Annotated in this window: 15 protein-coding genes and 2 pseudogenes; 11 read left to right on the forward strand and 6 right to left on the reverse strand. The window is 62.0% G+C overall.

Annotated elements, in window-relative coordinates; genetic code table 11:
• The first annotated feature begins 32 nt into the window (after window positions 1–32).
• Window positions 33–8675, forward strand: coding sequence for a non-ribosomal peptide synthetase (locus HMPREF2781_RS05695; RefSeq protein WP_246821785.1), 8643 nt, complete (start codon window positions 33–35; stop codon window positions 8673–8675).
• A gap of 2 nt (window positions 8676–8677) precedes the next feature.
• On the opposite strand, the gene HMPREF2781_RS05700 is transcribed toward HMPREF2781_RS05695, so the two are convergent.
• Window positions 8678–9664 (reverse strand): alpha/beta hydrolase, encoded by a 987-nt coding sequence (locus tag HMPREF2781_RS05700; RefSeq protein WP_246821787.1) that lies wholly within the window; start codon window positions 9662–9664, stop codon window positions 8678–8680.
• Window positions 9665–9741: 77 nt separating this feature from the next.
• Between HMPREF2781_RS05700 and HMPREF2781_RS05705 the strand changes: the two genes are divergently transcribed.
• Complete coding sequence (locus tag HMPREF2781_RS05705) at window positions 9742–10686, forward strand: methionyl-tRNA formyltransferase (protein WP_005325328.1); 945 nt, start codon at window positions 9742–9744, stop codon at window positions 10684–10686.
• Window positions 10687–10751: 65 nt separating this feature from the next.
• Complete coding sequence (locus HMPREF2781_RS05710) at window positions 10752–11768, forward strand: iron-siderophore ABC transporter substrate-binding protein (protein ID WP_005291893.1); 1017 nt, start codon at window positions 10752–10754, stop codon at window positions 11766–11768.
• 97 nt (window positions 11769–11865) lie between these two features.
• On the opposite strand, the gene HMPREF2781_RS05715 is transcribed toward HMPREF2781_RS05710, so the two are convergent.
• The gene (locus tag HMPREF2781_RS05715) at window positions 11866–12588 is read right to left on the reverse strand and encodes a siderophore-interacting protein (protein WP_141750574.1); all 723 of its coding nucleotides are present in this window, start codon (window positions 12586–12588) and stop codon (window positions 11866–11868) included.
• A 44-nt stretch (window positions 12589–12632) separates the two neighbouring features.
• Here HMPREF2781_RS05715 and rplE point away from each other — a divergent pair, with 44 nt between their 5' ends.
• Both rplE and HMPREF2781_RS05725 read left to right on the forward strand, forming a co-directional pair.
• On the forward strand, window positions 12633–13205 hold the full coding sequence (rplE, locus tag HMPREF2781_RS05720) for a 50S ribosomal protein L5 (protein ID WP_019176091.1): 573 nt from the start codon (window positions 12633–12635) through the stop codon (window positions 13203–13205).
• A gap of 210 nt (window positions 13206–13415) precedes the next feature.
• Window positions 13416–14054: a DedA family protein gene (locus HMPREF2781_RS05725; protein WP_005325329.1), complete on the forward strand. Its 639-nt coding sequence runs from the start codon at window positions 13416–13418 to the stop codon at window positions 14052–14054.
• Between the two features lie 10 nt (window positions 14055–14064).
• Here HMPREF2781_RS05725 and HMPREF2781_RS05730 read toward each other — a convergent pair whose 3' ends face one another.
• The 3 genes from HMPREF2781_RS05730 to HMPREF2781_RS05740 are packed head-to-tail and all read right to left on the reverse strand — an operon-like array spanning window position 14065 to window position 17110.
• Entirely contained in the window at window positions 14065–14847 is a 783-nt protein-coding gene (locus HMPREF2781_RS05730) for an ABC transporter ATP-binding protein (RefSeq protein WP_019176090.1), read from the reverse strand.
• 50 nt (window positions 14848–14897) lie between these two features.
• Window positions 14898–15992, reverse strand: coding sequence for a FecCD family ABC transporter permease (locus HMPREF2781_RS05735; RefSeq protein ID WP_005325330.1), 1095 nt, complete (start codon window positions 15990–15992; stop codon window positions 14898–14900).
• A complete protein-coding gene (locus tag HMPREF2781_RS05740; protein WP_019176088.1) occupies window positions 15992–17110 on the reverse strand; it encodes a FecCD family ABC transporter permease in 1119 nt (372 codons plus the stop codon). Before HMPREF2781_RS05740 ends, HMPREF2781_RS05735 begins: the two co-directional genes overlap by 1 nt.
• A 515-nt stretch (window positions 17111–17625) precedes the next feature.
• Between HMPREF2781_RS05740 and rpsH the strand changes: the two are divergent.
• The 6 genes and pseudogenes from rpsH (at window position 17626) to rplO (ending at window position 20317) form a co-directional block, all read left to right on the forward strand.
• Window positions 17626–18032 (forward strand): annotated as a pseudogene (gene rpsH / locus HMPREF2781_RS12185) (30S ribosomal protein S8).
• Between the two features lie 18 nt (window positions 18033–18050).
• The gene (gene rplF, locus HMPREF2781_RS05750) at window positions 18051–18587 is read left to right on the forward strand and encodes a 50S ribosomal protein L6 (RefSeq protein ID WP_070644712.1); all 537 of its coding nucleotides are present in this window, start codon (window positions 18051–18053) and stop codon (window positions 18585–18587) included.
• Window positions 18587–18997: a 50S ribosomal protein L18 gene (gene rplR / locus HMPREF2781_RS05755; RefSeq protein WP_012359603.1), complete on the forward strand. Its 411-nt coding sequence runs from the start codon at window positions 18587–18589 to the stop codon at window positions 18995–18997. Before rplF ends, rplR begins: the two co-directional genes overlap by 1 nt.
• A gap of 40 nt (window positions 18998–19037) precedes the next feature.
• A complete protein-coding gene (gene rpsE / locus HMPREF2781_RS05760; RefSeq protein ID WP_070644713.1) occupies window positions 19038–19679 on the forward strand; it encodes a 30S ribosomal protein S5 in 642 nt (213 codons plus the stop codon).
• A gap of 3 nt (window positions 19680–19682) precedes the next feature.
• Window positions 19683–19868 carry a 50S ribosomal protein L30 gene (gene rpmD, locus HMPREF2781_RS05765; protein WP_070644714.1) on the forward strand — a complete coding sequence of 62 codons (186 nt, stop codon included), beginning with the start codon at window positions 19683–19685 and terminating at the stop codon, window positions 19866–19868.
• A 2-nt stretch (window positions 19869–19870) separates the two neighbouring features.
• The gene (gene rplO, locus HMPREF2781_RS05770) at window positions 19871–20317 is read left to right on the forward strand and encodes a 50S ribosomal protein L15 (RefSeq protein ID WP_070644715.1); all 447 of its coding nucleotides are present in this window, start codon (window positions 19871–19873) and stop codon (window positions 20315–20317) included.
• Window positions 20318–20775: 458 nt separating this feature from the next.
• On the opposite strand, the pseudogene HMPREF2781_RS12525 reads toward rplO, so the two are convergent.
• A pseudogene (locus tag HMPREF2781_RS12525) lies at window positions 20776–21428 on the reverse strand (hypothetical protein); the annotation flags it as partial.

Below are 21428 nucleotides of genomic sequence, written 5' to 3' on the forward strand. Positions count from 1 at the left end.
TATCAGGTGTCTACCAAACAGGGGTCAGGTCCGTGCATCACCTGGTGGTCGATGGCGTGTCATGGAACATTATCGGCGAGGACCTCGCCGCGGCGTATCGCGGGGAACAGCTCGCGCCGGAGCGGACGTCCCTGCGCCGATGGACGCAGCTGCTGCAACAGGCCGTTGATACTGGCGAATTCGCGGAGGATGCCAATAGTTCCCTGCCCCCATTGCCGAGTGCGGATGAACCTCTGCGGGACCCGCAGGTGCCAGCGCTTGCTGATAGTCCCGAGAAAGCGCCCACAGTCCGTGAGGAGCGCAGCGTGGTACATGAGGCATCAGTGCAGATCACGGACGAATTACTGGGTGCGGTGCCCCACGCTTTCCGCACGGGGGCGAATTCCGTATTGCTTACGGCATTGAGCGTGGCGTTGGCGCGTTGGCGTCGAAACAAACAAACATGGACCCTGGTGGAGATGGAGGGGCACGGCCGCGAAACCCGATTCGTACCCGGGCCACAGGGCAGGGAAGCGGACCTCTCACGCACCGTGGGCTGGTTCACCTGCCTATATCCCATGCTGATCGACCCCACCCGGGCGGCAGTGCAGGAGGCTTCCGCGGCGACCGAGGGCCACATCGCGCCGCTAGCGCTGGCACTCAATGCAGTGAAAGACCAGCTCGCGGCCATCCCCGGCAACGGCGTTCCTTACCAGGCCCACACCTGGTTGCATCAGTCCGCGAAGACCCCTCCGCAGGCACAGGTGCTGTTCAACTACTTGGGGCGCGTATCCGCAGGAGCACAAGATTTCGCTCCCGCGGGTTCCACCGGCCAACTCGGCGAGCAACGCGACCCGGACCAGCCGTTGGTCCGCGAGCTGGAGTTCAACGCGATCGCCGAAGACACCGGCGAGGGATACGTCCTGCGCACCACGATCTCCTGGGCGCGCGGCAGGATCTCCCCCGAACGGATCGACGAATTGGTCGCGCACTGGGATGTGGCATTGCGCGAGGTGGCAGCGCTTGCCGATCACGGCGTGTTGTCCGTGGGCGACGTTGCCCCCGCAACCGTGAACTCTGCGGACCTGGCACGAATCACTGCACAGAGCTCCGCGGAGCTGCAGGACGTGCTGCCGCTGACCCCGCTGCAGCACGGCATGTACTTCCACTCGCTATTCGAGGAATCGGCCAGTTCGTATGTGGAGCAACAGGTCTTGCGGGTGGAATGCAGCGAACCGTTTGACCGGGAGCGATTCGCTCGCGCTGCGCGTAATTTGATCCGACGCCACCCCGCACTGAGCACCCGCCCTTGGGAAACTGACGGTGGCGATGTGGTTGCCGTGATTGATCCGGGGATTGCCGAGCATCTGCGGGTGGACTTTCGGGAGGTGACGGTGCCTGCTGAGTTGGCTGAGGCTGGATTGGAGGGTTGGCTCGCGCAGCGTGCGGAGGAGATTGCCGCTGACGACATCTCGCGGGGAATCTCCTTGCAGCCGCCCGGTGATGCCGCGCCCGAGCCGCTCATGCGATGGACCGTTGTGCTCCCGACCAGTGTCGATGGTGCGGTGTGTGGCCAGGACATCGCCGTGATCCAGACGGTGCATCACCTGATCGCCGACGGATGGTCCGTGCCCATCATGCTGCGGGATCTCCTGGAGATCTACCGGGATGACGATGCCCGGATCCCGCGCTACGACCCGGACGCCGGAATGGCCGGCAGCGTGCGATGGGTGGCGCGCAGAGACGCGGAAGCCGATATGTCCGTCTGGCGCGAGGAAATGCGCGAGGTACGCCCCACGGTGCTGTGCCCTAATCCTTCGAGTTCGCTCGAGCGCCGGGAGTTGCTGGTAGACGATCCGCGGACTGTTGGCTTGTCTGAGCGTGCTCGGGCAGCGGGTGTGGGCCTGCCGGATGTGGTGCACGCGGCGTGGGGGCTGGTCCTTCGCACCTTGGTGGGCTGCGAACCTGGGGCTGACGTGGTGTTTGCCACTTCCGTTTCCGGCCGCGACATTCCCGTTCCTGGCGTGGCCGATGCCGTGGGCATGCAGCTCAACACCATCCCGGTGGTCGCGCCGGGGCAATCTGATCCCACCCTGCCGGTGACCAGCATGCTGCACGCCATGGTCCATCACAACAATCAGGTCCGCGATGTGCAGCACGTCAGCCTGGCTGATATTGCCCGCGACCTGGGAACCAACGCCAGCGAACTGCTGGATACGTTGATGGTGGTGGAGGTGCCGCTATCTCCACAGGACGTGGGCTGCCCCGGCTCGCCACTACAGGTTGCTGACGTGCGCAACAATGGCGCGCCGCACTTTCCCCTGTCCGTCGTGGTCAACCCTTCCGCTGAGCACCCACTGCGCCTGATCTACGATCCGCAGCGAATCACCGAGGTACGTGCCGAAAGGATCGCGCAGATGCTCGCGGTGAGTGTGGATTCTTTGCTGTCTGAATCCGGTGCGGTGGCGACCGTGGGTGAGGTTGCAGAGGCGTTGGGTGCGGTATCTGGTGTGGACACGCTTCCTTCTTTGTGGCGACGCAGCTTCGAACATTTCCGCGACCGGCCCGCCCTGACCAGCATCGGAGAAGACGGTGCTGCGGAGCATTGGACCTACGAAGAACTAGACGACGCCGCTCAGCGTATACGCGCTGTGCTGGACCGGAAGGTTGCCATCCACACCCCGAGAGTAGCCCTGCTCATGGAGCGCGATGCGTGGCAGGTTGCGGCCATTCTGGCGACCACGATGTCCGCCGGCACCTACGTTCCCGTGGATCCGTTGTCCCCGCAAGCGCGGGTGGAATTGATCCTGGAGGATTGCCAGCCCGATGCCGTGCTGGTGTCTCCCAGCGCGGAAAAAATGGTCTCTGAGCTGGTAGATTGTCCCGTCCTCGTGGTCAGTGAACAGACGATGAGCGGGGAAGCGAAGCCGCCTGCGGGCCGGTCGGCAAGCGTGGCCCGTGCCAATGACATCGCCTACGTGATCTACACCTCCGGCTCCACAGGGCGGCCGAAGGGCGTGGCCGTCACACACGCCAACGTGACCGCGATGCTGGGCAATGCTCGCAGCCACGTGGAGTTTTCGCAGGAGGACGTGTGGTCGATCAGCCACAGCTTCGCCTTTGACTTTTCGGTGTGGGAGATGTGGGCAGCGCTGAGCTCCGGCGGGCGTGCCGTGGTGATGCCGTATGCGCTGATGCGCTCGCCCGAGGATGCCGCAGAGGTGTTGCGTGCCGAAGCCATCACGGTGCTGAGCCAGACCCCAACCGCCTTTGCCGCGTTGGAGCCGCACCTCGGGCAGGACTCTGCGGTGCGCACGGTGATCTTCGGCGGCGAGGCCTTGGAGGCCCGCGCAGAGGCTGCCTACTGCAGTGCTCATCCGAATGTTCGGTTTATCAACATGTATGGCATCACGGAGACGACAGTGCACGTCACAGCACACGAATGCTCCGAGAATGCAGGGGAGGCCCGCAGCCCGATCGGCCGCCCGATGGACGGGTTGCGTACCTATGTTCTGGACGCGCAATTACAGCCGGTGCAGCCTGGAGAGACCGGCATGATGTACGTTGCCGGGCCGCAGGTCACCGCGGGTTATTGGGGGCTTGCTTCTACCACGGCCTCCCGCTTCGTGGCCGATCCTTTCGTTGGCGGCGGCGCGCGGATGTACTGCAGCAATGACATGGCAAAGGTGCTGAACAACGGTCATCTGGATTACGTGGGCCGCGCCGATAGGCAGGTGCAGCTGCGCGGTTATCGCGTGGAGCTGGGGGAGATCGAGAGCGCGCTGGAGAAGGTCAGCGGTGTGCGGGAGGCCACCGTGGTGGTCGTCGATCTGCCCGAAGGCCAGGTGCCGGGTGCGTTGTTGATTACGGATTCTCGTGCCGACGCAAAGGCGATCACCTCCCGAGCTGCCGCAGCGGCCCGAGACGCGCTCCCTGCCTACATGGTTCCGCAGCTATTCGCGGTGAGTACGCAGGTGCCGCAGACCATCAATGGCAAGCGGGATGAGCGCGCGATCCTGGACTTTCTGGGTGAGATTCCTGCTGCTCAGGAGGCTTCGGGCACCTCGGATCTGGTGGAGGCGATCTCGCAGGCAATTGCTGATGCACTTCGCTTGGACCGCGCCGAGGTGGAGCCGGACTCGGACTTCTTCCGCTTAGGTGGAGACAGTATTCTTGCCATCCGCGTTACTCACGCGCTGGCGCGCGCTGATCTCAACGTGACTCCGCGGGACTTCTTCTTGGGCCGCACGCCACGCAAGATTGCCGAGCGGGTCACGCCGCAGGCCACCCAGCAGAAAATCCAGGAAACAAGGCAGAGCCAGGAAGAAGCCCTGCCCAAGGACGGGCACCAGGAGATCTCGGGGGCTTTCCCCATCCCGGCGATGCTGCGCAGGCAGATGGAAAGAGGCATGAGCGACCGCTTTGTGCAGGCGCGCCGCTTGGATCTGGGGCCAGTCGCTGTGGAGGACTTGGAACAGGCCCTGCAGCAGGTAGCGCAGGCACATCCGATGCTTCGTACGCGCGTGGACACCAGTTCTGCGTTCGCGCACTTTGTTGGTGCCGAGGGAGACGGCCCTATGGTTGTGCGGGCTTTGGACGTGGATGCATTGATCGATCACATCGATATTGCTGCTGGTCGTAGCGTGGTGCTCGGGTGTGTGGATGGGTACGTCAAGGCCGTTGCTCATCACGCGGTGATCGATAGCGCCAGTTGGATGATTCTGGAAGACGATCTGCGCGATGCGCTCGCAGGGCGCAGGATTCTCTCCGGGCAGGCGAGCTACAAGGATCTTTGCCTGCAAGAACTGCACGATGCTCACACCGCAGCAGCTCAGGATGCCCTGCACTGGAGTGAACTGGCTACGCTGCCACGGCCCGTCGAGGACTCGAACCAGTGGAGTACGGATCATGTGAGCACGCTCGAAGTGAACATTGACGGACAGACCGCGCAGGTCCTGCAGAGCGTTGCACCCGACGTGATGGGTGTGGACGTTCAGGACCTCGTGGCAGGACTGGTGACCGTCGCGGTGGCTCGAACAATGGGCACGGACGCGCGGAGCTGGGCCGTGGACGTAGAAGGCCACGGACGTCCGGCTGATCATTCCTATGGTCGAACCCTCGGATGGTTTACCACCATCGCGCCGGTGGAAATCCCGTTGGCTGATCCAGCGGATGCAGCACGTGCCGCAGCGGAAATGCGCGCGCTCCACGAGGACGGCACAGCCCCGGACCGCCGCACTTATCAGGCACTGCGATACACACACCCGCAAGGGCAGCGAACCCTGGCCCATGGGGCACAGATCCTGGTCAACTACCTCGGACGGGGAGAGACTGGCGCTGTCCTCCACGCGCCGGGCGATGCCGCCTGCCAGTGGACGGATTACCTGGTGGAGGCCGATGTGTGGTCTAGCGAGCGGGCCGTAAGCATGGAGCTGTCCGTGGTGAATGCGGTGATTTCCGCCGAGCGTTTGCGCAGCGCCATCGGCGAGGTTGCTCGCGAGTTGCAGGAGCACGTCAGCCGCGAGCAATCCTCAGGACGCCGCGCTCCGCTGAGCGTGCTGCAGCGCGGAATCTGGTTCCAGTCACAGGTGGCAGCACCGGGTGCCTACGTTGCACAGACTGCGTTGACGTTTGACCGGAGACTGGATGCCGAGGCCGTGGTGGAAGCCTTCCGGGACACAGTGACCGTGCATCCAGCCATGGGCGCGGAGTTCCACACCGATGCTTCCGGCCAACCCGTGCAGAACTTGCCGTGGAGTGGACAGGGCATTGACCTCCCCGTCGAGACCACCGAAGGGGATCTCGAGGCGATCATGCACGCTGATCGCAGCGCGGGCATCGATCTCGCATCCGTGCCGCTGGCGAAGGCAACCATCGTCACCGGCCGAAGTGACGGACAGCCTGGCGACACGCTGCTTCTTACCTACCACCTGGTTCTGGTCGATGGTTGGTCGCGTGCAGTGATGCTGCAAACCTTCCTCGAGAGGCTGACGTTGAGGTCCGGCCAGGCCCGCACGCAGGGTGCGGGAGAGTTGGTTCCTCGCGGTTGTTCTATTGCTGACGCCCTGCTCGAGTCCGTTGACACTCGCAAAGAGCAGGCAGATAGCGACTATTGGGTACATCGCCTAGAGACGTTGTCTCAGCCCACGCTCGTTGCCCCGCAGGCCGCGGATATCTCTTCAGAGCACGCTGGTAGCGAGTTGCCTCGCCAGGTGTTTGCCGAGGTCAGCGAGCAGCTGACCGGCGCACTGCAGGAAAAGATCCGGGCGCAGGCCGTGACGTTGACCTCCGTGGTCAACGCAGCCGTGGCCGTGGCCTTGGGTGCTGTCACAGGGGATTCGGATGTGGTGTTTGGTCAGTCTGTCAGTGGCCGCGATGCCTTGAGCGACCCCGCCATGTCTGATGTGGTGGGAGTGCTGCTCAACACAGTGCCAGTGCGAGTGACAGCTCGGCCCGGCCAGAGCATAGAAGAACTGGTCCAGGATGTTTATCGCCAGCGCATCGAGGATATGGACCACGATTCCGCGGACCTCGGCGCCATCCAGCGGCAGCTGGGGGTAGGCACGCTGTTCGATTCCATGGTGGTGGTGCAGAACTTCCTCGATCCGCAGGCAGCAGCGGAACTTCGGGAACGCCACGGGGTTGTGGAGGAGCGCGCGGAAGATTCCACGCACTTCCCTCTGACCTGGGTATTCACTCCGGGGCCGAAGCTGGGCATCAAGCTGGAATTCCGCCACGACGTGGTGGACGAGTCCCTCGCACATTCCGTGCTCAAGGCCGCGACCGAAGTCCTGACCGCGTTTGTGGACACACCAGAGGTCCCGCTCGCTCAGCTGGCCCAGTTGGCGCCAGCCCGAGCGGAGGATTCTTCCCCGCAAAGCACGACGGAGCAGATGGCTTCCTGGCAGAAGGCCGAAGGCATTGACCGCACCATTGCGGATGAGCTCAAGGACACCGCCCAGCGCTTCCCAGATCGCATCGCGCTAGCGGATGACGCACAGCAGTGGACGTTCGGTGAGCTGATTGCTCGCTGTTCCGACATTGCGGAAAAGATCAAGAATTGCGGCGTGACCAGCGGCGATACTGTCGCCATTGCGGTGGAGCGCTCCGCGCATTCGGTGGTGGCTCTGCTGGGAGCCCTGTGGGCAGGGGTGCGCTACGCGCCGCTTGATCTGACGCACCCCGATGGGCGGCTCCGGGTCCTCGTGGAGGACAGCCAGCCCGCAGCCGCGCTGGTGGACTCGAGTTCTCGGGAGCGCATGGAGCGGATCGGTGCGCTTCCTTGCGTCGACGTCACCACTGCCGATTCCCACGCCACCACCCACACGCCTGCGGCGGTGCCCGGGGACGATGCCTACCTGATGTACACCTCCGGATCGACCGGCAAGCCCAAGGGCGTGGTGATCAAGCATCGCGGGCTGCACAACATGCTGGACAATCACCGGCGCAAGATCTTCGCCCCAGCTGCTGCCGATGGGCGGACGTTGCGGATCGCGCATGCCATCAGCTTCGCCTTCGATATGTCGTGGGAAGAGCTGTTTTGGCTGGTGGAAGGCCACGAGGTGCGGATCTTCTCCGAGGATTTGCGACGCGATGCTGCGGCCATGGTTGAGGCCATTCGCGCGCATCAGGTGGATGTCATCAACGTCACCCCGACCGTTGCCGAGCAGCTGCTCGCGGAGGGGATGCTGGAATCCGGCGCGCATCGCCCGCGGCTGGTGCTCTTGGGCGGCGAGGCTGTCTCGCACGGCGTGTGGGAGACCTTGCGAAAGGCCGATGACGTGCGCGGATACAACCTCTATGGACCCACCGAGTACACCATCAACGCCCTGGGTGCTGGCACGGATGAGAGCGCCACGCCCGTGATCGGAATGCCGGTGGATCGCACGGCGGCGTTCGTTTTGGACCCGTGGTTGCGCCCCGTTCCTACAGGAGCGCCGGGTGAGCTCTACCTCGCGGGCAGCGGCTTAGCGCAGGAGTATCATGGGCTCGCGGCGCGCACCGCCAGCTCCATGGTCGCCTGCCCGTGGGGCGCCCCGGGTGAGCGGATGTATCGCACGGGAGACATCGTCCGCGTGCGTGCGGATGGCATGTTCGAGTACCTCGGACGCAGCGACGATCAGGTGAAAATTCGTGGTCACCGCGTGGATCCCGGCGACGTCTCGGCCGCCGTGTCCCGCGGCGTTGATCCCCGCATCCTCCACTGCGTGACCGTTCCTGTTCGTATATCCGACGCCACACTCCTGGCCTGTCACCTCGTGGCCCCACAACTGCGCGATGCGGACCAGGGGGAGCGGCAGAGTTTCCTGACTGGCGTGCGTAATGCATTGCGCGAGGAACTGCCCAGCTACATGATCCCGGATCGATGGTCGATCGTGGATGAGTTGCCGGTGACGTCGAATGGAAAGACCGACCTTGCTGCACTGGGTGAGGGAGAAAGGATCACGGAGAAGGGCCGCGAACCGGCGAACGAAACCGAGGAGATCACGGCGGAGCTGTTTGCCGAATCGCTAGATATTGAGCCCGAGGACGTGCCGGTGGATGCTGATTACTTTAACATGGGTGGGCACTCCATGGCGGTCATCAAGCTCTGCGCACTGCTGCGTGGAGAGCTGGGAGTGGAGGTTGGCGTGCGCGAATTCTACGGTCTGCGGACAGTCGAGCGCGTGGCGGAGTTTGTGGAGGCGCGCTCGTAGATTCAGCCCAGCAATTCGGCGAGTGCCGGGATGATCCCGTGGCGCCACATCGCAGGGTCGTGGCCACCGGGCGTGCGGTGATTGGTGGTGGGAAAGCCGCGGCGTGTCAGGGCATCGGCCACTGCATCCACGTGTCGTTGCATGGGCGGCTCTTCTGCACCGCACGTCAGTACGATGCGTGCCAGACCGGAGCTACTGTGAGCCGCAGGATTTTCGAGTGAGGGGCCAGTGAGCTGTGCGGCAATGTCGCCTCCTGCGGGCCCGTCCGAGAGCGTGTCCGCGAGCTCTGCAGAACGGTCAGCGGACCACCAGACGGCAGGGGACTGGGCGATGGCTCCTTTGATTGCAGGCGTGGTTTCGGTGGAAGCCGTAAGAGCTGCGCGCAGGGCGGAGAGACCGCCGAAGCTTTGCCCCACCAGGACTATGTGGCTGCTGTTGATGATCGGCGGTAGCTCGGTGGCCAGTGCGCTGGCGAATGTTTGGGAGGTGTACTCCTCGCTGCGGTCTTTGGCTGCCGGCAGGAAGACGCGGTTGATCTGGGGGATAAGCCCTGCCGTGACTGCCCGGTCCAGTGCGCCCGTGAGGTCATGCAGATGGATCCAGTCATCGCCATCCAAAAACACCACGGTGGTATCCGCACCGCGGTCATCGAGGCGCGCGGTGCAGCGCCTGCCGAATACCTTCCGGTCGATGGACAGGCGTGCGCCGGGCAAGTCCGCGATGACTTCTGGGGAGCGAGGCGGCCAGAGTGTCTGGTCCACAGAATCGCCGCTCAATAGGCTCGCCTGTGGGCCTGCGCCGTGTGCGTTATGTGGATCGGGATATTTCAGCTCGCCGGATTGAAAGCTATAGGTCACTGCTGAGTGCGCCGGGATGCGCACATCGACGGTGGACATCGATTCGGTGAGCTCGACGTTCGAGCGGTAGGGGTCCGGGAAAACGAGGGCTTCCGCATCCGCGGGCACCGAGATTCGGTGAAGGGTGGTCACGTCCGGGGAGTCTGGCATGAAAATTGCGCCACTTTCATCATTGACTACATAGGTAAACCTAAGCTAACATCCCCTGCATGCGAGTTGCTGTTTTCGGCTATCAGTCGTGGGGACACCGGACGTTGTCTGCGGTCATCAATGCTGGTCATGAAGTAGTTTTGGTAGTTACGCACCCTGCCAGCGATCACCCTTATGAGCAAATGTGGGCAGACTCCGTTGAGGAGCTCGCCAGCGAACATGAGCTCCAGGTGTGTGTCACTGAGCGCGTGGGTCAAGACGTCATTGAGGCGTTGCGCGATGCTGCACCAGACATCATCGTGGCCAACAATTGGCGAACCTGGCTTCCTCCCGAGGTTTTCAGCCTGGCCAAGCACGGCGCATTGAATGTCCACGATGGTCTCCTGCCCGAGTACGCCGGATTTTCGCCCATCCTGTGGGCGCTGTTGAACCGGGAAACTCACGTGGGCGTCACTGTGCACGAGATGGATGAAGTGCTGGACGGCGGACCCATCGTTGCCCAGCGCGCGATCCCCGTGGGTCCGCAGGACACCACCACGGATCTCGTGGCCAAGACCATCGACCTCATCGAGCCCCTCGTGGAACGCGCATTGAGTGACGTCGCCCAAGGCACCGCCACTGCGCAACCTCAAGATCCCACCCGCGCTACGTACTTCCACAAGCGCGGCGAGCAGGAATCTCGCATAGATTTCACCCAACCTGCGGAAGATATCGCCTTGCTGGTCAGGGCGCAGTCCGACCCGTACCCCAATGCTTACTTTGAATTCCGAGGCCAGCGCGTCCGCGTGCTTTCCGCGCACGTCTCGCAGGGCCGCTTCGGCGGAACCCCCGGCCGAGTCACCATCCCTCACGAGGGAGGAATCGCGGTGGTCTGTGGATCGCCCCGTGCCAACGTGCCGGCGCCGGCGATTGTTCTGGATCGTGTTCGTCTCGACGACAACTCGGAACTGACCGCCACCGAATTCTTTGGACATAGGGCTGGATATATCCAACCAAAGGTTTGACCTTTCCCTTTTGTGTACGGGCCACGCCTCGCGCGGAAATCCGTCACCAGTAACAACGGAGAAAAATGACACTCAAGAAGATTCTCGTTAGCACCGCTGCTGTGCTGACCTTGGGCGCGGCACTGACCGCTTGCTCGACTGATGACCAGTCCGGAAATTCCGGGGACTCCCAGGCAGTCAACGCCGAGCAGGGCGCATTCCCCACCACCATCGAGCACCGCTACGGCTCCACCGAAATCAAGGAAGCCCCGCAGCGCGTGGTCTCCTTGGGCTACACGGATCAGGACGCACTGCTGGCGCTGGGAGTTACTCCTGTCTCCGTGAAGTACTGGGACGGAATGACCCCGGATGGTCAGGCTGCGGGCAACTGGTCCAATGACAAGATCGAGGGCGACACTCCTCGGATCGACAAGGACACAGAAGTCAACGCGGAAGCCATCGCCAAGGACAATCCAGACCTCATCGTGGCTGTGTACTCGGACATCGATGAAGACACGTACAAGAAGCTGTCTGAGATCGCCCCTGTCGTCGTACAAAAGGGCGAATACGAAGAACTACAGCAACCATGGGACGTGACCACGGAAGAGATCGGGCAGGCCGTGGGCAAGCCTGAAGAGGCAAAGCGCCAGGTGGAGCAGGTCAAGGAGAAGTTCGCAGAGCTCAAGGGCCGCCACCCAGAATGGGCCGAAAAGGAACTCGGCGTGGCCACTGTCTCCGACGAGAGCCTGGCTGTCTTTGCCGAGGGCGATCCGCGTAGCCGCTTCTTCACCGAGCTGGGATTCAAGATCAACCCGGCCTACGCGGGCATCACCAAGGACAAGTTCTACGGTGAGGTCTCCAAGGAAAACGCAGACCAGATCAACTCTGACGTGCTGGTGTGGGATCAACTGTCTTACTCTCCGAAGCAGAGCAAGGCTTCTGTGACCGAGGATCCGATCGTGGGCAAGCTGCCCGCCGTGAAGGACGGACACAGTGTCTACCTGGAAGGCGACCTGGAAAAGGCCTTCGGATGGCAGACCGTGCTGAGCCTGAACTACCTGCTGGACAAGATCGAGCAGCCGTTGGCAGACGCCACGAAGTAGTCTGAATCAACCGCCGAACCGCCCCGCATGAACGTGCTGGGGCGGTTTTGCTGTTGCTGGCTAGGGGACGGGCACTCACGGGGATAACGGATGCACGCTAGGGGCGAGCCTTGCCGACGAACCAATAAGGGCACCACAGGATGTTGTCCTTGTTGAGCTGCCAAGTCTTGATGGCGTGGGAGCGCACCACCTTGCAGAAATCCCCCTCCCCGGCGACCCACACATAGTCCACGTCTGGGTGGGGCTTGTGCTGTCGATTGCGCGAGGACTCAACGTCAATGTTGGCGAGATGCTCGGCGATGGCCTGCGCATAACCGTCAGAAGGTGCGGAGATCCGGGTGAGGCTGCTTAGACGGTTGCGCCAATCTTCCAGGTGGGGCTCTGAATCGGAATCGGTACTGGTGACCGCGATGACGTGCGTGGAAGCGAGCTGTTCGGGATAGAGCGTGGCGAGGTACTCTAGGATCGCGCGCATGGAAGGCAGGGAGGTGGGATCTGCCACCAGTAGTTGTGTGCGGTGCTCGCGATGCCATAGGCCTTGGCAAGTCCACAAGCCAGCAGGGTCGCCCGGCTGTGCGGACAAACACCACGAGAGCCCTGGGCCGGAGGTGGAGTGGACATCTTCCGCAGACACCCCGTGCGTAGCGACGTCAAACGCCAGCAAGCCGCGGGCTTTGTCGAGGTGGCGCACGGTGTACCACCGCAGGTTGGGCCGCACTTCGGGAGGCATTGCTGCCACGGCAGCCCGTATGTTCAGGCCCTCGATGGGTGTGGCGGCGAAGTCCTCCGGAGAACTAAAGGGCTGATTCGGTGGCGGCATCAGTAGACCGAAAACTCATCCGGACCCGGGAAGGACATCTAACGATGAGCGAAAACTACACTCCACGCCTCAAGTCCGAGTACCGTGCAGAAATCCGCGAGAAGCTGAACTCTGAGTTCAACTACGACAACGTCATGCAGATCCCAGGCGTCACCAAGGTGGTCGTCAACATGGGTGTCGGCGACGCTGCTCGCGATTCCAAGCTGATCAATGGTGCGATCGAAGATCTCACCCTGATCACCGGTCAGAAGCCACAGATCCGCGTTGCGAAGAAGGCTATCGCTAACTTCAAGCTCCGCGAAGGCATGCCCATCGGCGCTCGCGTTACCCTGCGCGGCGACCGCAAGTGGGAGTTCCTGGACCGTCTGCTGACCGTCGCGCTGCCACGTATTCGTGACTTCCGCGGCCTGTCTGACCAGCAGTTCGACGGCCACGGTAACTACACCTTCGGCCTGAACGAGCAGTCCATGTTCTACGAAATCGACGTAGACAAGATTGACCGTCCACGCGGTATGAACATCACCGTGGTCACCACTGCGACCAACGATGATGAGGGACGCGCCCTGCTCCGCGAGCTGGGCTTCCCATTCAAGTCCAAGCAGAACTCCGGCGAGTAATTCCCGCTTCTGTTTGAACGCCGGGCCTCTCGGCGACTTGGCTTAGAAAACCCGCACACTTCTTTGTTGAAGTTGGTGCGGGTTTTTCTGTGCAATGCCTGCGTTTCATGCTGACTATCTATGAACCAGGCGCAATCGGGCACGCCTGCCTGTATTCCGGTCAGAAACCGGGGTAAGAATAGACCAGTTGTTTTCTAGAAGGGATTCCCTGTGCACTTAAGCGACCTCATGGACGCCACCACCCTGCTCCAGAACTTTGGCGGCTGGGCGCTCGGCGGCATTGCGCTGATTATCTTTATTGAATCCGGCGTGCTCTTCCCGTTCCTCCCCGGCGATTCCATGCTGGTCACCGCGGCAATCTTGCGCGATCAGCTGGGCTTGAACGTTCCGATTCTGGTGGGCGTGGCCATCGTCGCGGCGTTCTTGGGCGACCAGGTAGGTTTCTGGCTCGGCCACCGCTTTGGCCGCAAGTTGTTTAAGCCCGACGCCAAGATCCTCATAACCGAGCACCTCGAACAAGCCGAGGCTTTCTTCCTGAAGTACGGGCCGTTGGCTCTGGTACTGGGGCGCTTCATCCCGATCGTGCGTACCTACATTCCCGTGGCCGCTGGTACCGCGGAGATGCCGTACAAGAAGTTCGTGGGATGGAACGTCACGGGTGCAGTGCTGTGGATTGTCAGCATGGTCGGCATTGGCGTGCTGCTGGGGGATATCCCGGGCATTGCGGATCGCATCGACATGATCGCCATCGTCATCGTGCTGGTGTCTGTGACTCCGGTGGTGATTTCCGCGATGATCAACTGGCGGAAGTCCAAGAAGACTCCCGCCCAGGAGCTGATGGAGGACTAAGCCCTGATCGTCACTTGGGGACGATCAGCGGACCGCCGGTGACAGGATCCTCGATGACTAGCGCGTTGAGGGCAAACGCCTCGAGCAGTAGCTCTGGGGTAATGACCTCGCTGGGACGCCCGGTGGCGAGGACCTGTCCATCCTTCATCACCACGAGATTATCGCTGTAGCGTACAGCCAAGTTGAGATCGTGCAGCACCATCACCACAGTCCGATCCAGCTCTCGGCGTAGACGCTGCACCAGCTCCAAAATCTCTACCGACGTGGCCAGATCCAGGTAGGTGGTGGGCTCGTCCAGGAACAGGATGTCCGTGTTCTGCGCAAGAACCATGGAGATCCACACACGCTGCCGCTGCCCTCCGGACAGAGAATCCAGGGTGCGCTCCGCCAGCCCCATCGAGCCAGTCATTTCCAGCGCCTTGTGCACCTCGGCTTCGTCCGTGGACGACCACTGACGGATCCACGATTGGTGTGGGTGCCGACCGCGCGAGACGAGATCAGCCACGTTGAGTCCCTCCGGGGCGGTAGGGGTTTGTGGCAGCACGCTGATGGTCCGTGCGAGGTCCTTGCGCCTGATGGATGAGATATCGGCGCCGTCTAACAGCACTTCGCCCTCATTCGCCGGAAGGAGACGAGACATGGCTCGCAACAACGTGGATTTGCCGCAGCCATTGGGGCCGATGATTGTGGTGATCTGCCCGCGAGGAAAGTCCACGTCCAAGCCTTCGATGACCGTCCGGTCGCCGTAGCCCACGGCGAGGCCGCGTGCGCTCATGCTGTGCTTCTGAGTCATGTGTCCTTCTTTGTTCGCGGCACTGCTAACTTCCAGGGTGGGATCTTTTCTCATGCCGTGGTTGACCTATTCCGTTGGACCAGCAAATAAATAAGGAACGCACCGCCGATTGCCGAGGTGAGAATGCCCACCGGCAGCTCTACGGGCAGAAGAGTTTGGGTGCTGATATCTGCCAGCAGGAGTAGCGCAGCGCCGGTCAGCGCAGAGGCCAGAAGCGGTGGTGCAGAGCAGTTGCACAAGCGCAGCGCCACCTGTGGGGCCACGAAGGCGACGAACCCGATGGGGCCAGCGGCCGAGACCGCCACTGCTGCCAAAGCCACGGCAGCGGCGAGCAGAAGCACCTGCACACCCTGGACGTTTTGTCCCAAAGCCCGTGCAGTATCCGAGCCCAGCAAGGTGGCTAAAAGTTGGTGACCAATCCAGGCCAGCAGCGGTGTAAACACCAACACAACAATGGCGATGGGCCACATCTTGGACCAGTCCGCAGTGCTCAGGGAGCCAGTAAGCCAGAACTGCGCGGCCGCGGCATCGCGCAACTCCGTGCGGATCATCAGGAAGTTGATATACGAGGTCAACAGAGCAGAGATGATGATGCCGAACAGCACTAGCCGGAAGGAATCAGTCGATCTCCTCCACGCCAGAGCCCACATCACCGTTGCGGTGACAGCCGCACCAAGCACCGCGGCCAAGGGAATGCCGATGCTGCTGAGCCAGCCGAGGAAACCACCAGCGCCACCACCCAGAGTGATGACGGTGACCGCGGCCGCGGACGCGCCCGTAGTGAAGCCCAAGATATCCGGGCTGGCCAGCGCATTGCGAGTCACGGACTGAGTGAGGGCTCCGGATAATCCCAGCGCACAGCCCACCAGAATGGCCGTCAGCGCACGAGGCATGCGCCAATCCAAAACCACCAGACGCTCAATGCGGGTGCCCTGGCCGGTGAACAGCACCTCCAGCACACGAGCCGGGGACACAGGATAGTCACCCAGGCCGATGGAGACCGCCGCTAGCAAGACGATCGCCACGAGCAGCAATAGAGACACCGTCAACGCGCGAGGGCGCCAGACCACAGAAAATGAGCCCACGCGGAATGGCGGGCGCCCAGGGATAGTGGAAGAGGTAGGGCGGGCAAGGAGGGAACTCATTAAATGGCCACCACCCGGCGTCGATAAATAAGGGCGATGAAGAACGGCGCGCCCACGAACGCGAGGATGATGCCTACTTGCAACTCGCCCGGACGAGCGATCAGACGGCCCACCACGTCTGCGAACAGCATCATCACCGCACCCGTCAGGGCAGAGTAAGGGAGGATCCAGCGGTAATCAGGGCCCGTGATGGCGCGCACGAGGTGCGGGACCACCAGGCCGATGAAGGTGATGGGGCCGGCGGCAGCTGTCGCGGCACCGGCCAGCAGTGCGATCAGAGCCATGCCAATCAGGCGGGCGCGCTGGGTGTTGATGCCCAGTCCGGAGGCGATGTCATCGCCCAGATTCAGGAGGTTTAGCTGCGGTGCCGTGATGAACGCCAGCAGGAGGCCCACCAGGATAAACGGCAGCACGCCGTAGAACACGGTGAGATCCCGGCCCGCGATGGAGCCGACGGTCCAGAAGCGCATGCGATCCAGATTGGCATCGTCAGTGAGGATAAAACCGCTGATGATGGCGCTGAGGACCGCGGACAAAGCCGCGCCGCCGAGGACCAGCGTCATTGGATTGGCCTGTCCTCCTCCTATGGACGCCAAACTAAACACCAACGCAGTAGCAGCGATGGCCCCACCGAACGCCCACATGCTGGTAGCCCACACGGGCGTCACACCCAGCAAGGAGAAGCTGGCAACCACGGCCAGGGACGCACCGTAGTTGATGCCGAGAATGCCCGTGTCCGCGAGAGGGTTGCGCGTGTGCCCTTGGATCAATGCACCGGAGGCGCCAAGGGCAGCACCGGCGACTAGGCCCAACAGGGTGCGGGGAATGCGGAGCTCGACGATCACGCGCTGATCCACATTCAGCCCCTCCGCGTGGCCGAACGCCGTGCCGAGATCGCGGAACACGGCGGACACTTCTCCAAAAGGGATCTGCCGTGATCCAAACACGATGCTGGCAACGATGCTGGCGAGCAATAGGAGGAAAAGGACGCCGAGGCCGACGAGGCGACGCGGGATTTTACCTGATGGAGCGCTGGCAGAAGCGTCCGCAGTAGCGTCCGCGCGAGACCCCAGGTGTGATTGAGAAGGGGATTGCGCATGCGGGGTAGAGATAGCCATGCATCCCTCCTTGACGCGTGAAAGTCCATGATCTTAACGTGAGCAAGCTTATATGAACAAGGTAAGCCTAATCAAAGTCCTACAAGGAGGGATTGTGGAGCTGTGCAGGTGAGTGTGTGAGTCATGGATATGGCTGGCGGGATCGGCTCTGAGTGGCGCCGACCCTACACCTCAGCTCCAAGCTTGTGAGCAGGGATTTGGACATGTTTTAGCTGGTTGCTAGGCTGGTCAGGTCTTGCCGTAGGTAGGTACCCCCATGTTCTTTTTTCGACGCCATCGCGTCAAAATCCCGGGAATGCCACATGACCTGCGGAAAGAGTCTCCCGCTACAAGGGAGAAAAACTGTACATCCACTTTGTTGTAGGCCCCCTGCCCATAGCGGCCGCGGACACATCTTGGTAGCGAGCGCCCCAAGCTATTGGGCTTGGAAGTGCGTTAGTCGCCAGCGAGTCGCGGTGCACGCGAAAAGGGTGGGAACGGGAACCGCAACGAGAAAGGTAAAGGTCACCTAAACCATGACCATGACTGACCCGATCGCGGACATGTTGTCCCGCGTGCGGAACGCTTCCAACGCGTTCCACGACAGCGTCACGATGCCTTCTCCAAGCTCAAGGCTCACATTGCTGAGATCCTGAAGCAGGAAGGTTACATCGAAGACTTTGCCGTCAACGACCGCAAGGATGGCAAGGCAGGCAAGGAGCTTGAGATCACCCTCAAGTACGGCCCGACCCGCGAGCGCGCTCTCGCCGGTGTCCGCCGCGTCTCCAAGCCAGGCCTGCGTGTGTACACCAAGTCCACCAATCTGCCAAAGGTTCTCGGTGGCCTGGGCGTGGCAATCATCTCCACGTCCCACGGCCTGCTGACTGACCGTGAGGCCTCGAACAAGGGCGTCGGCGGCGAAGTGCTCGCCTACGTCTGGTAATAGAAGGAGGAACCAAGCATGTCTCGTATCGGCTTCGCTCCGGTGTCCGTCCCTTCTGGCGTCACCGTCACCATCAACGGTCAGAACGTTGAGGTCAAGGGCCCGAAGGGCACCCTCAACACTGACATCCCAGCGCCGATCGCAGTGGCACAGGAAGGCGACGAGATCATCGTCTCCCGCCCGGACGATCACCGCAAGAACCGCTCCCTGCACGGCCTTTCCCGCTCCCTCGTCAACAACATGGTTGTTGGCGTGATCGAGGGGTACACCACGAAGATGGAGATCTTCGGCGTTGGTTACCGTGTGCAGCTCAAGGGCAAGGACCTCGAGTTCTCCCTGGGCTACTCCCACCCAATCCTGATCAAGGCTGACGAAGGTATCACCTTCGCCGTGGACGGAAACACCAAGTTCTCCATCTCTGGCATCGACAAGCAGAAGGTCGGACAGATCGCCGCCAACATTCGTGGCCTGCGTAAGGATGACCCATACAAGGGTAAGGGCATCCGCTACGAGGGCGAGCAGGTCCGTCGCAAGGTCGGAAAGACGGGTAAGTAATGAGCAACAACGATTCCAACAAGGCTGGCAAGCGCCTTCCGCTGGGCAAGGACATCTCCACTCGCCGTCGCGTTGCGCGCTCCCGCCGTCACAACCGCATCCGCAAGACCATCCAGGGCACCCCGGAGACCCCGCGTCTCGTCGTGCACCGTTCTTCTCGCCACATGCACGCACAGATCATCGACGACACCGTCGGTCACACCCTGTGCGCTGCGTCCACCCTCGAAGCAGAGGTCCGTGGAGTCGAGGGCGACAAGAAGGCACGTGGCGCCAAGGTTGGCGAACTGATCGCACAGCGTGCGAAGGAAGCTGGCATCGAGGCAGTCGTCTTCGACCGCGCTGGCTACCAGTACCACGGCCGCGTCGCCGCTCTGGCAGACGCCGCCCGCGAAGGTGGTCTGAAGTTCTAATGACCACCAACACCATGAACTCCAACGGAAGGAACGCGTGATGTCGGAACGTGACCGTAACGGCGGACGCTCCGCCGAGAACAACCGCAACGATCGCAACCAGCGCGGCGGCCGCAACGAGCGCGGTGGCCGTAACGATCGTCGCAACAACCAGCAGGACGAGCGCAACCAGTACATCGAGCGCGTCGTCACCATCAACCGTGTGTCCAAGGTCGTCAAGGGTGGTCGTCGCTTCAGCTTCACCGCTCTGGTGATCGTGGGTGACGGCCAGGGCATGGTCGGTGTCGGCTACGGCAAGGCCAAGGAAGTCCCAGCCGCTATCCAGAAGGGTGCCGAGGAAGCTCGCAAGAACTTCTTCCGCGTCCCGATGATCAACGGCACCATCACCCACCCGGTGCAGGGTGAGGCCGCAGCAGGCGTCGTCATGCTGCGTCCGGCTGCCCCAGGTACCGGTGTTATCGCCGGTGGCGCAGCCCGCCCGGTGCTGGAGTGCGCTGGCGTCCAGGACATTCTCTGCAAGTCGCTCGGCTCGCCGAACGCCATCAACGTTGTTCACGCAACGGTGGCCGGCCTCAAGGAGCTCGTGCGCCCAGAAGAGGTCGCCGCACGTCGTGGCAAGAGCCTCGAAGAGGTTGCTCCGGCAGCCATGCTGCGCGCCCGTGCTGCAGGACAGGGGGCATAACCCATGGCACTGAAGATCCGTCAGATCAAGGGCACTGTTGGTAAGAAGCAGAACCAGCGTGACACGCTGCGTTCCCTCGGCCTGAAGCGCATCGGTCAGGAAGTCATCCGCGAGGACAACTCTGTCACCCGCGGCATGGTCCACACCGTTCGCCACCTGGTCGAGGTTGAAGAAGTGGCAGGGGAGTAAACATGAGCGATCCAATCAAGCTCCACGACCTCCGTCCGGCCAAGGGTGCAAACAAGGCCAAGACCCGCGTGGGTCGCGGTGAAGCATCCAAGGGTAAGACCGCTGGTCGTGGTACGAAGGGCACCAAGGCCCGCAACAAGGTTCCTGCATACTTTGAGGGTGGCCAGATGCCACTGCAGATGCGTCTGCCGAAGCTCAAGGGATTCAAGAACAACAACAAGGTCATCTTCCAGGTCGTGAACGTCTCCGACCTCGAGAAGGCCTTCCCGAACGGCGGCGACGTCGCAGTTGCCGACCTCGTCGCAGCTGGCCTGGTCCGCGCTAAGCAGCCGGTCAAGGTCCTGGGTAACGGCGAGATCAGCGTCAAGCTGAACGTCACCGCAAACAAGTTCTCGGGCTCCGCTAAGGAGAAGATCGAGAAGGCAGGCGGCTCCGTCACGGAGGCTTAAGCCTGAACAACGCAACCCGGTGAGGGACTTTCCTCGCCCGGTAGCGTCGCAAGAAGACCCCGCATGGTGCACCACGCACCGGCGGGGTCTTCTGCTTTCTGTGACCTGCGCGCCTAGCAGGGTTAAGTAAAGAAAAGTGTGTCTTTTCCGGGCGTGTTGCGGTTATTTGATCCAGCCTTTTTGGATGCCGAGGTTGTGTTGGTAGCTGGTGTCGATGGCGGTGTCGTATTCTGCTGGTGCACTGAAGCCACGTACCTCTACTACACAATCAACAGCACAACAAACACGCCACTACACGCGCTATTTCACAGCACTACAGGATTACCGCTACACAAAACAACCGCTCTAATTCTTCGATTTTCGCTGAATTAGAGCGGTTTTAGCGCTGTCTCTGGGCACTGACCCCGGCGACACCCGGCTAGGCCGCTACAGGGCCGTACAAGGCGTGTGGCGAGCTGCTACAGCTCCATGCCACCATCGCGGTCGCGCTGTTGCTGCTGGCGGCGCTTGTTGGTTCGTTCCTGAGCACGGCGGCGTGCGGCGGTCCGTTCCTGCTGGATACGCTGCTCAACAGCAACCCGATACCGCTGCTTCATCTCAGGGTCGTTATCGAGTTCGACATGCAGGAAGTCCCGGTCTACGTGGGAAATCTCTTGCAGAGACTGCGTTGCCTCCTCGATAATGATGGCGGCTTCCTCTTCTGCAGCTGCGCGGCGCGCTTCGAGGCTTTCGGTGAATGCGCGTTTCTCCGTGTCAAAGGCTTCACGCTCACTGTCCAGGGCTGCACGTTCGTTGGCCAGCTGTTCACGCTCACGCGTGGCCTCGCTGCGGATGGCCACAGCATCACGTTGTGCTTCGCTACGAGTGCTCTCAGCGTCTCGTGTGGCCTCGCTACGGGTCTTTTCTGCGTCTCGCTCGGCTTCCTTGCGTGCTTCGCTGCGGATCGTTTCAGCCTCCTGCTCTGCACGCTTGAGCTTGGCCTCTGCAGCGCTGTTGACCTCTTCGGCACGGTCCAGCAGCTCATCTGCTTGAGCTTCGGCCAGCCCTACTGTCTGCTCAGCCGCAGCCTGTGCATCGTGGGGTTGCCCGCAAATCGTGGACACGTAGTGGA

Origin of the sequence: Corynebacterium sp. HMSC062A03 (genome assembly GCF_001811145.1) — a bacterium.
Classification (GTDB): domain Bacteria; phylum Actinomycetota; class Actinomycetes; order Mycobacteriales; family Mycobacteriaceae; genus Corynebacterium; species Corynebacterium aurimucosum.

Bases quoted from the DNA above. Each gene is read 5' to 3' on its own strand.
- HMPREF2781_RS05705 (WP_005325328.1), top strand. From the start codon at position 9,742: ATGCGAGTTGCTGTTTTCGGCTATCAGTCGTGGGGACACCGGACGTTG.
- HMPREF2781_RS05710 (WP_005291893.1), top strand. From the start codon at position 10,752: ATGACACTCAAGAAGATTCTCGTTAGCACCGCTGCTGTGCTGACCTTG.
- HMPREF2781_RS05715 (WP_141750574.1), bottom strand. From the start codon at position 12,588: ATGCCGCCACCGAATCAGCCCTTTAGTTCTCCGGAGGACTTCGCCGCC.
- rplE (WP_019176091.1), top strand. From the start codon at position 12,633: ATGAGCGAAAACTACACTCCACGCCTCAAGTCCGAGTACCGTGCAGAA.
- HMPREF2781_RS05730 (WP_019176090.1), bottom strand. From the start codon at position 14,847: ATGACTCAGAAGCACAGCATGAGCGCACGCGGCCTCGCCGTGGGCTAC.
- HMPREF2781_RS05735 (WP_005325330.1), bottom strand. From the start codon at position 15,992: ATGAGTTCCCTCCTTGCCCGCCCTACCTCTTCCACTATCCCTGGGCGC.
- HMPREF2781_RS05740 (WP_019176088.1), bottom strand. From the start codon at position 17,110: ATGGCTATCTCTACCCCGCATGCGCAATCCCCTTCTCAATCACACCTG.
- rplF (WP_070644712.1), top strand. From the start codon at position 18,051: ATGTCTCGTATCGGCTTCGCTCCGGTGTCCGTCCCTTCTGGCGTCACC.
- rplR (WP_012359603.1), top strand. From the start codon at position 18,587: ATGAGCAACAACGATTCCAACAAGGCTGGCAAGCGCCTTCCGCTGGGC.
- rpsE (WP_070644713.1), top strand. From the start codon at position 19,038: ATGTCGGAACGTGACCGTAACGGCGGACGCTCCGCCGAGAACAACCGC.
- rpmD (WP_070644714.1), top strand. From the start codon at position 19,683: ATGGCACTGAAGATCCGTCAGATCAAGGGCACTGTTGGTAAGAAGCAG.
- rplO (WP_070644715.1), top strand. From the start codon at position 19,871: ATGAGCGATCCAATCAAGCTCCACGACCTCCGTCCGGCCAAGGGTGCA.